The following is a 13,064-nucleotide window of genomic DNA, read 5'->3' as shown; positions in this document are numbered from 1 at the left end:
TTAGTCGATTGCTCTTTTTGTAATATCACCAAAAGCATCAATTCTTCTGTCTCTAAAAAATGGCCAGTTCTGACGCACATTTTCTTGTAGGTCTAAATCTACTTCGGCAATGAGGATTTCCTCTTTGTCGTGTGAGGCTTGCGCCAAAATTTCGCCTTGTGGTCCCGCAATAAACGAAGATCCCCAAAACTGAATTCCTGCCGTATCAGGCAAGTATTGCTCTAAACCAATTCTGTTTGCTGCTGCTACATATACGCCATTTGCAACTGCGTGACCTTTCATAACACTCATCCAAGCGCCATGTTGATTTTCGCCGTATTGCTCTTTTTCTTGTGGATGCCATCCAATTGCTGTTGGGTAAAACAGTACTTCAGCACCTTGTAAAGCTGTCAAACGAGCCGCTTCGGGATACCACTGATCCCAACAAATTAGAGTTCCTAATTTTCCTTTTTTGGTTGGAATAGTTTTGAAACCCAAATCACCTGGCGTGAAATAGAATTTTTCATAAAAATGAGGGTCGTCTGGAATGTGCATTTTACGATACAGTCCTGCTTCTGAACCATCTGTGTCAATGATGTAGGCGCTATTGTGGTAAATTCCAGCCATTCTTTTTTCGAAGAAAGGAACAATAATCACCACGCCTAACTCTTTTGCCAAAGCGCTAAAAGCAATAAACGAAGTACTGTACAATGGTTCTGCCAAAGCAAAATTATCTACATCTTCACTTTGACAAAAATAGTGACTGCTGTATAATTCCGGTAACGAAATCACTTCGGCACCAAGGTTTGCGGCATCACGAACCCAACTGATGCATTTTTTCAAGTTGTTTTCGGCAATATCATTAAGATTCAATTGTATAACCGCTATTTTATATTTTTTTTTTGGCATTACTAAAATTTTAGAATGCAAAAATAGTGAATTTTATAAAGAGTAGAAAATCGGGGTACTGTGTTTTTTAGATTATAAAATTATCTGTCGGTTTACTGTATTGGATTTTTTTTTTTCATAACGACTCCAAAGTTGGGAGAAGCGGTAGAGCAAGAGCAGTGAAAAAATTAATATAAAATTGGCAGTTACAAACTAAGGAGGTTTTATTTTTGTATATAGTATTATGGCTAATAAAATTGCTTAACTTTTGCGTTGCTAAACTACTATATTTTATAATTAATTAAATTTTTACAATTATGACAGACGAATTCAAAAGCATTGATAAAGAAGACATCGCTCTTCTTAAATTTCCAACGACAGATGTTCTTGACGATGTTGACGAAATAAAAACCAGAACAAGTGAAATCAATAGAGCGTTATCGCTGGGGAATTTAGAGCATTCTAAAATTAAAATTTTCTTTGAAGATATTGAATCCAAAATGGTAGTAGATACGACAGTTTGGGGCGTTACAGACAAAAATGTGATGTTAAAACAAGGTGTGATGATTCCAATTCACAGAATATATAAGTTGTTTTAGTTTTTAATTACCCTCTTTTTGTGCAAACTTTGGGTCACAATATTATATTGTAAATTAATTGTTGTTTTGTTTTTTAGTATTTATCAGCTGGATGCTCGCCCTAGATTGTGGAATATTTTTTTGATTTTCATTTTTTATAACGTTGATTTCTTTTAAATTTTCAGTAGGTAAGATTCTTGATGCTTTTTTTTTCTATATCACAAATGAAAATGTATTTTTCGGATTTCCCAATGTATTTGATATTATCAGTTGTTTGAATTATTTTATCATCATAGAAAATTACGTAGTTAATTTTGTCGTTGCTTTCAATTAAATTATAAGCATCAAATAAACCATCTTTAATTACATAATTAGTATTGCTACCATTAAAAAGAAAGGATAAGTAAAATTAAATTTAATTGTTGAACAAAAAACGTAAGCCAAGCACAGCAAAAAATTAATACAGAATGAAGTTATTGTTTCAATTTCACTATTTGAATTACTATGCACAAGGGTAAAGACTAGGCAAATAAAACAATTATGGCTAAAATAATAGTAATAATTTTTTTAAGGTTCTGCTACTCTATTTTTTGTGTTCCGACTCTATGATCATTCTCAAAATTTGAATCAACAAGATATAAAATTATTGCTATTCCAAAATACATTTAATAAGAAAGCATATCGTCGATAAATAATATAAGAAATTCTGAAAACTGTATAAAGTCAACGATTTGAATATTGAACATTTTATAGCAAATTACCAATTTAATAGAACTAAATAATATTAATATTATACTTCTGAAAGGTAATAATTTAATGATGAATTCTAATTTCTTCACAATCTTTTGTCAATTCAAACGCGCTCACTCGTTAATAATAGAATTAATATAGCTTAAACATACCACAATATTACTCATTTTTGCAAATAAGTAACTTTTAGTAGTTTTGCTAAGATATAATCAATATAATACAAATTATTAAATCAATTTCTTTGTTCGGAAATAGTTAAAAATATTTTAATTGGTTAAGAACTTTTTTTTATCAAAATTTTATTCTGAAAAAGGTCGTTACAGATAGGTCCGTTGGTAACGAGTATCCTTTTTTATAAATGAAATCCAACAGCATAAGTTTATATAAACATCCAGCGGATAGCGGGAGTAAGCTCCAGATTGCAATTCCGCCAGAATGACAAACCCTCTGAAATGTCATCTTGTCAGATTTTTTCACGCCAATTTTCAGGTAAACTGACAATTTAAGGAAGGGTTTTGCATTGGCACAAAGATTGACTTATCGACTTCGAGTCATTAAAACAAGTATACAATAAAATTAAATATATTAAAAATGGGTAAAATAATCGGAATTGATTTAGGTACGACCAACTCTTGTGTTTCTGTAATGGAAGGTAATGAAGCAGTTGTTATTCCTAACGCAGAAGGAAAAAGAACGACACCATCTATCATCGCTTTTGTTGAAGGTGGAGAAATTAAAGTAGGAGATCCTGCTAAGAGACAAGCGGTAACTAATCCAACTAAGACTATTGCTTCTATCAAACGTTTTATGGGTCATTCTTTTTCTGAAGTTTCGGCTGAAGCAAAAAGAGTTTCTTACAAAATCGTAAAAGGGGACAACAATACACCACGCGTGGATATTGATGGACGTTTATACTCAGCACAAGAATTGTCAGCTATGACACTTCAAAAAATGAAAAAAACTGCTGAAGACTATTTAGGTCAAACAGTTACTGAAGCAGTTATCACTGTTCCTGCTTACTTTAATGATGCACAACGTCAGGCTACAAAAGAAGCTGGTGAAATTGCAGGTCTTAAAGTAATGCGTATTATCAACGAACCAACAGCTGCAGCTTTGGCTTACGGTTTGGATAAAAAAGGTAAAGATCAAAAAATTGCTGTTTACGATTTAGGTGGAGGTACATTTGATATTTCTGTTCTTGAATTAGGAGACGGAGTTTTTGAAGTATTGTCTACAAACGGTGACACTCACTTAGGTGGAGATGATTTTGACCACGAAATTATTGACTGGTTGGCTGACGAATTCAAAACTGAAGAAGGTATTGATTTACGTCTTGATCCAATGTCATTGCAACGTTTGAAAGAAGCTGCTGAGAAAGCAAAAATTGAATTGTCTTCTTCTGCTGAAACTGAAATAAACTTGCCATACGTAACTGCTACAGCTTCAGGACCAAAACACTTGGTTAAAAAATTAACTAGAGCTAAATTTGAACAATTAACTGACTCTTTAGTAAAACGTTCTATGGCACCAGTTGCTAAAGCGTTGAAAGATGCAGGTTTATCTGTTTCTGATATTGACGAAGTTATTCTTGTAGGAGGTTCTACTCGTATGCCTAGAATTGCTGAAGAAGTTGAAAAATTCTTTGGTAAAAAAGCGTCTAAAGGAGTAAATCCTGATGAAGTTGTTGCTATTGGTGCAGCTATTCAAGGTGGAGTTCTTTCTGGAGATGTAAAAGATGTATTGTTGTTAGACGTTACACCTTTATCTTTAGGTATCGAAACTATGGGTGGTGTGATGACAACTCTTATTGAGTCTAATACAACTATTCCAACTAAAAAATCTCAAGTTTTTTCTACAGCGGCAGATTCTCAACCAACAGTTGAAATTCACGTACTGCAGGGAGCTAGAGCAATGGCTGCAGATAACAAAACGATCGGTCGTTTCCATTTAGATGGTATTCCACCAGCACCAAGAGGTGTTCCGCAAATTGAGGTAACTTTTGATATTGATGCCAATGGTATCATCAAAGTTTCTGCAACTGATAAAGGAACTGGTAAATCTCACGATATTCGTATCGAAGCTTCTTCTGGATTAACAGCTGAAGAAATCGAAAGAATGAAAAAAGATGCAGAAGCTAATGCTGATGCTGACAAAATTGCAAGAGAAAGAGCTGAAAAATTGAATGAAGCTGATGGAATGATCTTCCAGACTGAAACTCAATTGAAAGAATTAGGTTCTAAATTATCTGATGAAAATAAAGTTGCTGTAGAATACGCATTAACTGAATTGAGAATGGCACACCAATCTCAAGACATTCCTGCAATTCAAACGGCTCTTGACAACATCAACGCTGCTTGGAAAAAAGCAACTGAAGCGATGTATGCTCAAGGTGAACAAGGTCAAGGAGAAGCGCAACCTCAAGGGGATGCTGCTCAAGGAGACAATGTTGAAGACGTTGAATTCGAAGAAGTAAAATAATAATTTCCCGTAGAGATGCACTGCGGTGCATCTTTACTGTTGATTTAGAAAACCGTTCGCCTTTGGTGAACGGTTTTTTTATGCATTTTATTTATTAGTTTGTTTTTTACCACGAAACATTTCGGTTATGACTGCTGCATGAGGAAATGTTATAGCGGCTAAAAAAGAGAAAAACAAAGCATTAAAAAGCCTTTCTCCTCTACACAGATAATAGATAAATATAATTCCTACTATTGAAATGAACCAATAAACTGCTGCCGCTCTACAATATTCAATAAAATATTTCATCGAAAAAGAACCATTCAAAAATTTAATTTGGTCAATTATAGAAGGAATACTGTGCCACAAGATAAAATAAATAGCGAATCCCCATATCAGACTAGAGGATTTGAAAAGGATTGCAAAGAGGACTAAATAAAAGAATTCCAACAGCAATTTATTTCTGATTATTTCTGATTTCCAAAATAAATAGGCACTTAAGCTAATAAAGGTAACACTTGAAGCTTGTAGCAATAAACTAAAATAAGCAAGAGGAATACTGATATTTGCGATGTTCAAAATGATATTTTGTACTTCATCGGAGTGAAAATTAAACAGTAATAATAGAATAACCAATCCGTAAAAAAACTGTAACAATGCTAAGAGCCATTTTGGAAAATCATGCTGAATGTTTTGCCATTGCTGTTCTCCAAAATGATACGCACTCACTATAATAAATAAGAGGAGTGCTATTTGAGGTATTGTATAAAACAAGAGTATACCTGTTAAAACCACCAAGACATAATACCCAAGTACTTTTAGTCCTGAATTGGATTGTTGTGTGGTCTTGATATTTTCAATCAAAAGTAGATCATTTGCGCCATGTAAAATCCCAAACGTAAAAATAAGGAGGAAACCCAATATTATCTGAAGCTCTTCGGTAAGAAATGAGTCCATCCATAATCCGAAAAAGCTAGAGATGATTGCGATTTTTGAATAATTTCTCATAATTTTAAATATTGTTTAAAAATAGCAAAAAAATAGTAAACAAAAAATTTTTTTAATCGTTTAACTATTTGTAAATTTGATTGAACAAAAAACCATTAAAATTATTTATTTATGACAAACTTTATGTTTATTTCAGGATTAGTTGGGAAAATGTTGCCAACAGATTATGTCGGATTTACTTTCTTTGTAGGCTGTATGGCGATGATGGCAGCATCAGCTTTTTTCTTTTTATCCTTAAGCCAGTTTGATAAAAAGTGGCGTACCTCGGTATTGGTATCAGGATTAATCACTTTTATCGCTGCAGTACATTATTTTTACATGAGAGATTATTGGGCTACTTTCGGTGAGTCGCCAACTTTCTTTCGTTACGTTGACTGGGTATTAACTGTTCCGTTAATGTGTTTAGAATTTTATCTTATACTAAAGGTAGCAGGAGCAAAACAATCTTTACTATGGAAGATGATTATTTATTCAGTAATCATGTTAGTAACAGGTTACATTGGTGAAGTAATATCACCAGAAAATGCAGCTTTATGGGGATTCATTTCCGGATTAGCTTACTTTTTAATTGTATATGAAATTTGGTTAGGTGAAGCTGCGAAATTGGCTGCATCAGCAGGAGGAGAAGTACAAAAAGCGCATAAAATTTTATGCTGGTTCGTACTTGTTGGATGGTCCATTTATCCGTTAGGATATATGATGGGTACATCTGGATGGTACAACGGATTTATACCAGCAGGTAATATTGATGTGGCCTACAACATTGCAGATGCGATTAATAAAATCGGGTTTGGATTAGTAATCTACAGTTTAGCTGTAAAATCATCAAAGGATTAATTACTTTCTTTACATTTAAAATTTATTTTGTAGAAACCGAGCTAGCGATAGTTCGGTTTTTTTATGGAATTACAGGAAACAAAAATACCCGATCTGTTTTTGAAACAAATCGGGTATTTTAATTTTGTTATTATTGTTATTATTTTTTACGTAGAGACGCACTGCAGTGCGTCTCTACAACGCGCGTCTCTACAACGCGCGTCTCTACAACGCGCGTCTCTACAACGCGCGTCTCTACAACGCGCGTCTCTACAACGCGCGTCTCTACAACGCGCGTCTCTACAACGTGCGTCTCTACAATAAGGTAGGTTTCTGCAACGTTGGGTTTGTACAATGTGCGTTTAAAAAGATCTTAATAACCACAAAATACATTTGCACATTTCACACAATCGAACGATGAAATAATATGTCTTACACCACAAAAAAAAGGGAAAATGTTGTTGAACATTTTCCCTTTTTAAAATATTATTTAGGATCTAAAGCTGCACCAATTCTGGAAATCAAATCGAGTACATGATATTTACTCATTCGATCTGTCATTCTTGTAGAAGACATTTTTAAATCATTTTTTAAATTTAATAACTGTCCTCTGGCAATTGAAGGTAAATCAGTTTGCGCTAAATTAACTCTTCTCGAGGCAGAAGCACTTCTGACAGTAGTTGTTCCAGGTTTAAGTAACTCAATCATCTTATCTACATATAATTTTTGTATGTTTCTTCGGTACATGTCAATAGAGCTGTTACTTTTCAATTCTGAGAAAATTCCTTTATTCAAGTCACTCATTAATTCATCAACGGAGTAGTTATTTTTACTTGCTGCTGAAGTTTCCAAAAGACGCACTATTCTGTCGCCAGCCATAAGGCTTGTCAACGTTGCATCTTGCATTCCTTTGATAGATTCAACACCATTTTCCGGGTTGATTTTCGAAAGAACATCTTGGTTTAATAACCATTTTGGAGTGGTAAACAACTGAGTGTTCAGGAATGTTACGGCATCTTTTTGTATACTTTTAGGAACTACCTCATATTGATTTCCAGTCATGTCATACGTTTTTGGATTATCATAAATTCCACCAACATTTTTAGTAACATGTCCCATGTATCTTCTGAACTGGCCAGTAAGAGCACCGTAAAGGTTGTCAAGTTCGGCATAACTTTCACCATCTTCTTTAGACCATTCTAATAAATTTGGTAAAATTCTTTTCAGATTTTTGATACCATATTCAGATGCTCTCATCGCGTTGTCACCTATGTCTTCTGTCTGATATCGTGGATCATAAGGACTGGTTTCTGTTCCAAACCATAAACGACGGTTTTTGTACGCTTCTTTGGTCATTTCATTCAGGAAGGCTTTCTCTTCTGCTGCATTTTTGGTGTCTTCAAAATAAGAATATCCCCATTTGATAGCCCATTTGTCATAATCTCCAATTCTAGGAAATAAGTTCTTCACGCCGTCTTCTGGTTGTGCAACATAATTGAAACGCGCATAATCCATAATAGATGATGTATGACCATTCTTCTCTTGGAAATCTTTATCTCTTAATTTCTCAACTGGAGTTGCAGAGCTGGCGCCCATGTTATGACGTAATCCTAAGGTGTGACCTACTTCATGTGAGGAAACGAAACGAATTAATTCACCCATTAAATTGTCATCATATTTTTTAGATCTTGCCGCTGGGTCAACCGCAGAGGCTTGAATCAAATACCAGTTTCTTAAAAGACTCATGATATTGTGATACCATCCAATGTGGCTCTCCAAAATCTCTCCACTTCTTGGGTCATGAACATTAGGACCATAGGCATTTTGAATCTCAGCTGCGAAATATCGTAAAACTGAAAAACGCGCGTCTTCTAAACTCATTGTTGGATCATTTTCTGGCCAATACTCTCCACGAATTGCATTTTTCCATCCTGCATGTTCAAAAGCAATTTGCCAGTCGTCGATTCCTTGTTTGATGAATTTTTTCCACTTTTCTGGAGTAGCAGGGTCGATATAATAAACAATCGGCTTCAGCGGTTCAATCAGTTCTCCCTTTTTTTGTTTTTGAGCATCTTCAGCAGATTTTGGCTCTAAACGCCATCTTACTGCAAATATTTCTTTGTCTGATTTTTGAGAATCTTCTTCAAAAACACCGTACTGATTGGCGAAATAACCCACACGAGCATCAAATGTTCTTTTACGCATCGGTTTTTTTGGCAATAAAATCATCGATGTGTTCATTTCAACTGTGACCACTCCTGCATCTAAAGCTGAAGGTAAATCCACTCCAATTTTTGGCGTCGGCGTAGTGTTAATTCTTGGAGGTGTAGTCGCAAAGGTTTTAACACTTCTGATTTCTGTGTTTATCGGGTAACTGCTTACTTTGGAGATGAATGATCTGTCTTTTTGAAACGCTTGAATATTCAATAGTTGTTTCTTTATAGGATCTAATGAAAAAGTTTGCACATCACCATCAAAGGTTGATGATAAATCAAGTACATAACCGGTAATTTTTCCTGTTTCGTCCTTTTTATAGGCCAAAATATCATAATTTCCGATGATTGGATCTGAAGTTGAATTTTTTACGGCTTGAGCCATCGGTTTGTCTTCGTCTGGAGACATGATTACATAAGTGATTGATCGCAATAGGATATTTTTATTTGGTCCTTTTTCCCAACGAACAACTTGTCTGTTGATTTCCTCGCCACCAAAAATTCCTCCTCCGGCTGGAGTTTTAGAATAACGGGTTATTGTCATCATTTCACTTCCTAAAAGTGTTTCCGGAATTTCAAACAGGTACTTGTTGTCAATTTTGTGAACATCGATCAAACCTCTTTGTGTAACAGCGGTAGAATCGATTACCTTTTTGTAAGGTTTGGGTTCTTTTTTAGAATCAGGTGATTTGGCTTCAACTGCTGTAACGGGATTTTTACTAGATTTTTTCTTCTTTTTGCTTTGAGCAAATGTCCCTTGGCTGAGACAAATAAGCAAACAGCTAATCAATAAGGTTAATTGTTTTTGTAACATTTAATTTAAGGTGTTTTACGTTTATAATAGGTTATGCTAAGTAAGTAGTTTTTTTTCAAATTTGTTACCACTAAAATCTAAATCTGTTGATATATTTTCTACTCATAGCATTTAGGGATACAATTTTAAATAATTGATAATAATAAACAAACGTTCACTAATTGATTTTCTCTATACCGTAATATGATTTTTATCAGCTTAATAGTTCATGCTTCAGCATATCTTTGTTTAATTAGTATATCAAATCAGATTGTAAAATTTCTTTTTTAGTATTGTCAAAAGGAAAACAGAGTAATGTTTCTGATTTTTTTTCCGTAATATTACTTCATAAATGATTTCCGCATGAGAAAAATTAAATTTAAGAAAGGCAAAAAAAACCAGCCCTTTAATCTGGAGTATACCGGAATTCATAAAGAGCATCAATCAGAAATGCAGTTGTTTGTTTATGACGATTTGAGTGTAAAAGAATACGAAGATTTAAACGTTTGGGATATTGATAAATACATGAATCCTAAACAAAATAACTGGTTAAATTTACATGGTTTAAATAACATTGAATTAATAAAATCTCTTGGCGATTATTTCAAAATTGATAATTTTATTTTGGCCGATATCTTAAATACTACGAAGAGAACTAAAGTAGAAGAATTATCTGAAATTTTATTCTTTAATATAAAATCTCTGTTACCTATAGATGATTCAGATAATATAAAGGTAGAACAAATCAGTTTTCTAATCAAAGATGGCGTGCTTATTTCTTTTCAGGAAAAACGAAGCGACTTTTTTACACACATAAGGGAAAGGCTTAGGGTGCATTCCGGAATTGTGCGATCAAAAAAAGCAGATTATCTTTTGTACATTCTTCTCGATGCCATCATGGAAAATTTTTATATCACCTTAGAAAATGAAGAAGACAAAGTAGAGGAGCTGATAAATCTTTCCAAAGAAAGTACCGACCCAATAATTTTGGAAAAAATTGAAAAGCACAGAGATAATTTTCATTTTCTAAAACGTTCCATAATTCCGCTACGGGAATCTTTATACAATATTAAAAGTATAAAAGACGACAACGTTTTTAACGCAATCGAAACTGAAAATTTTACTTTTTTTTCGAGATTACATCAAAAGAGTTTAGAACTCTTAGAACAAATAGATTCTGATATGAGCGCATTGGAAAGTGCTTCTAACTTCTTTTTTTCGGCGCAAACCCATAAGATGAATGAGATCATGAAGACCCTGACAATCGTCTCGGCGATATTTATTCCGCTTACTTTTATCGTTGGAGTTTACGGAATGAATTTTGAAAATTTACCGGAACTGAAATACCAATATGGATATCAAACCGTTATGGGTTTTATGTTTTTAATTGTGATGGGAATGATTATATATTTTAAAAAACGCCGTTGGTTTTAAAACTTAAAAAGCAATACCTCCAAATTTTTTTGGAATTAAATAAAAAATAAAAAAATGAATAAGGCCATTTATATAGCGACAAGCGAGCACAACAGCGGCAAATCGATAATCACTTTAGGATTGATGAGCATGCTGATAGGCAAAACTGCCAAAGTAGGTTATTTTAGACCCATTGTTGAAGATGTAGAAGAAGGAGGATTCGACAATCATATCGAAACCGTGATTGGACATTTTGGTCTGGATATAGAATTTGAAGATGCCTATGCCATTACTAAAAGCAAACTAATCAAAAAGAAGAACAAAGGAAAAATAGGAGAGGTTCTGGATTTAATTATTGAAAAATACAAGAAATTAGAAGAGCGCTTCGATTTTGTTCTGGTGGAAGGAACCAGTTTTACAGGAGAAGGAACCGTTATCGAATTAGATATGAATGTTCTGATTGCCAAAAACCTTGGGATTCCAACCATAATTGTAGGATCCGGCGTAGGTAAAACATTGGAAGAACTGATAGATAGTTTGTATTTAGCATACGATTCATTCAAAGTTAAAGATGTCGAAGTTTTGGCTGTAATCGCCAATAAGGTCCAGCCTGAAAATATTGAATTAGTGACTAACGGTTTAAAGAAAAGTTTACCGAAAAGTGTGCTGATTAATTCTATTCCTTTGATTCATAACTTGAATAATCCAACAGTACAGGAAATTGTCAATGAATTAGATGCTAAAGTTTTATTTGGATCTGCTCACCTGAACAATCAAACCGGAAATTTTAGCGTGGGAGCCATGCAATTGCGTAATTATTTATTGCATTTGAAAGAAAATAGTTTGGTGATCACTCCCGGAGATAGAGCAGATATTATTCTAGGCGCATTACAAGCCAATGAATCCGTAAATTATCCTTCCATTTCTGGAATTGTTTTGACAGGTAACATTTTGCCTGAACTTAGTATTTTGAAATTGATAGAAGGACTTTCTACCATTGTTCCCATTATTGCGGTGGAGGAAGGAACCTACTATATTACAAATAAAATTGGTTCCATAAAATCCAAAATTTACGCTAACAACAAGCAGAAGATTGAGATTTCTATCAACACTTTCGAAAAATATGTCGACTTAGACAACTTGGCTGAAAAGCTGATTACTTTTGAAGCGGAAGGAATGACACCAAAAATGTTTCAGTACAATTTGGTAAAAAGAGCCAGACAGCACCGCAAACACATCGTGCTGCCGGAAGGAAATGACGACAGAATTATTATGGCCGCATCCCGTTTATTAGAAATGGATGTGGTTGATATTTCCATTATTGGCAATAAGAAACAAATAGAAAGTAAGGTTGCGGAATTGGGTTTATTTTTTGATTTTTCCAAAGTGCATATCATTAATCCAATCGAATCCGAGCATTATGACGATTATGTAAATACATACTATGAGCTGCGAAAAGCTAAAAATGTAACCATCGCCATGGCTAAAGATTTAATGGAAGATGTTTCGTATTTTGGAACTATGATGGTGTACAAAGACCATGCAGACGGAATGGTTTCCGGTGCGGCACACACAACGCAGCATACCATTTTACCGGCGTTACAGTTCATTAAAACAAAGCCTAATTCATCGGTGGTTTCCTCAATATTTTTCATGTGTTTAGAGGACCGAGTTTCTGTTTTTGGGGATTGTGCTATTAATCCAAATCCAACTGCGGAACAATTGGCAGAAATAGCAATTTCATCTGCGGACTCCAGTTTGGCTTTTGGAATTGAACCAAAAATCGCCATGCTTTCTTATTCTTCAGGTTCTTCAGGAAAAGGAGATGAAGTGGATAAAGTGCGAACAGCAACTGAAATAGTTAGAAAAAAACGTCCAGATTTAAAAATTGAAGGACCAATACAATATGATGCAGCAGTTGATATGGCAGTGGGGAAAAGTAAAATGCCAAATTCAGAAGTGGCAGGACAAGCTAGCGTTCTCATTTTCCCGGATTTAAATACAGGAAATAATACCTATAAAGCGGTTCAAAGAGAAACTGGCGCATTAGCAATTGGACCAATGTTACAAGGGTTGAATAAACCGGTAAATGATTTAAGCCGTGGTTGTACGGTAGATGATATTATAAATACAGTCGTGATTACGGCGATTCAAGCACAAGGATTGTAA

At 34.3% G+C, this 13,064-nt stretch carries 8 protein-coding genes and 2 pseudogenes; 7 read left to right on the top strand and 3 right to left on the bottom strand.

From position 1 onward, the window contains the following. Complete coding sequence (locus tag E0F89_RS07140; RefSeq protein ID WP_131909121.1) at window positions 1-888, bottom strand: carbon-nitrogen hydrolase; 888 nt, start codon at window positions 886-888, stop codon at window positions 1-3. Between the two features lie 296 nt (window positions 889-1,184). Between E0F89_RS07140 and E0F89_RS07135 the strand changes: the two genes are divergently transcribed. Beyond that, on the top strand, window positions 1,185-1,466 hold the full coding sequence (locus tag E0F89_RS07135) for a hypothetical protein (protein ID WP_131909120.1): 282 nt from the start codon (window positions 1,185-1,187) through the stop codon (window positions 1,464-1,466). A 1,320-nt stretch (window positions 1,467-2,786) separates the two neighbouring features. Next, window positions 2,787-4,673: a molecular chaperone DnaK gene (gene dnaK / locus E0F89_RS07130; protein ID WP_131909119.1), complete on the top strand. Its 1,887-nt coding sequence runs from the start codon at window positions 2,787-2,789 to the stop codon at window positions 4,671-4,673. An 87-nt stretch (window positions 4,674-4,760) separates the two neighbouring features. Here dnaK and E0F89_RS07125 read toward each other — a convergent pair whose 3' ends face one another. After that, a complete protein-coding gene (locus E0F89_RS07125; RefSeq protein ID WP_131909118.1) occupies window positions 4,761-5,660 on the bottom strand; it encodes a Brp/Blh family beta-carotene 15,15'-dioxygenase in 900 nt (299 codons plus the stop codon). A 111-nt stretch (window positions 5,661-5,771) separates the two neighbouring features. Here E0F89_RS07125 and E0F89_RS07120 point away from each other — a divergent pair, with 111 nt between their 5' ends. The 3 genes and pseudogenes from E0F89_RS07120 to E0F89_RS17535 form a co-directional block, all read left to right on the top strand. Beyond that, window positions 5,772-6,497, top strand: coding sequence for a bacteriorhodopsin-like (locus E0F89_RS07120; RefSeq protein ID WP_131909117.1), 726 nt, complete (start codon window positions 5,772-5,774; stop codon window positions 6,495-6,497). Between the two features lie 63 nt (window positions 6,498-6,560). After that, window positions 6,561-6,770: pseudogene (locus E0F89_RS17540) on the top strand (pentapeptide repeat-containing protein); the annotation flags it as partial. After that, window positions 6,691-6,897 (top strand): annotated as a pseudogene (locus E0F89_RS17535) (pentapeptide repeat-containing protein); the annotation flags it as partial. The pseudogenes E0F89_RS17540 and E0F89_RS17535, both read left to right, overlap by 80 nt. Window positions 6,898-6,962: 65 nt before the next feature. On the opposite strand, the gene E0F89_RS07110 reads toward E0F89_RS17535, so the two are convergent. Continuing rightward, window positions 6,963-9,503, bottom strand: coding sequence for a zinc-dependent metalloprotease (locus E0F89_RS07110; protein WP_131909115.1), 2,541 nt, complete (start codon window positions 9,501-9,503; stop codon window positions 6,963-6,965). 342 nt (window positions 9,504-9,845) lie between these two features. Between E0F89_RS07110 and corA the strand changes: the two genes are divergently transcribed. Both corA and pta read left to right on the top strand, forming a co-directional pair. After that, the gene (gene corA / locus E0F89_RS07105; RefSeq protein ID WP_131909114.1) at window positions 9,846-10,916 is read left to right on the top strand and encodes a magnesium/cobalt transporter CorA; all 1,071 of its coding nucleotides are present in this window, start codon (window positions 9,846-9,848) and stop codon (window positions 10,914-10,916) included. Between the two features lie 54 nt (window positions 10,917-10,970). After that, window positions 10,971-13,064 (top strand): phosphate acetyltransferase, encoded by a 2,094-nt coding sequence (pta, locus tag E0F89_RS07100; protein ID WP_131909113.1) that lies wholly within the window; start codon window positions 10,971-10,973, stop codon window positions 13,062-13,064.

It is taken from the genome of Flavobacterium caseinilyticum (assembly GCF_004349085.1).
GTDB lineage: Bacteria > Bacteroidota > Bacteroidia > Flavobacteriales > Flavobacteriaceae > Flavobacterium > Flavobacterium caseinilyticum.
The sequence above is the reverse complement of the archived record's forward strand: the minus strand, read 5'-3'. Positions and strand labels throughout refer to the sequence as shown.

What these genes read in the sequence shown, in the direction of transcription:
- E0F89_RS07125 (WP_131909118.1), bottom strand. Translation starts at nt 5,660, where the DNA reads ATGAGAAATTATTCAAAAATCGCAATCATCTCTAGCTTTTTCGGATTA.
- E0F89_RS07135 (WP_131909120.1), top strand. Translation starts at nt 1,185, where the DNA reads ATGACAGACGAATTCAAAAGCATTGATAAAGAAGACATCGCTCTTCTT.
- E0F89_RS07120 (WP_131909117.1), top strand. Translation starts at nt 5,772, where the DNA reads ATGACAAACTTTATGTTTATTTCAGGATTAGTTGGGAAAATGTTGCCA.
- pta (WP_131909113.1), top strand. Translation starts at nt 10,971, where the DNA reads ATGAATAAGGCCATTTATATAGCGACAAGCGAGCACAACAGCGGCAAA.
- dnaK (WP_131909119.1), top strand. Translation starts at nt 2,787, where the DNA reads ATGGGTAAAATAATCGGAATTGATTTAGGTACGACCAACTCTTGTGTT.
- corA (WP_131909114.1), top strand. Translation starts at nt 9,846, where the DNA reads ATGAGAAAAATTAAATTTAAGAAAGGCAAAAAAAACCAGCCCTTTAAT.
- E0F89_RS07140 (WP_131909121.1), bottom strand. Translation starts at nt 888, where the DNA reads ATGCCAAAAAAAAAATATAAAATAGCGGTTATACAATTGAATCTTAAT.
- E0F89_RS07110 (WP_131909115.1), bottom strand. Translation starts at nt 9,503, where the DNA reads ATGTTACAAAAACAATTAACCTTATTGATTAGCTGTTTGCTTATTTGT.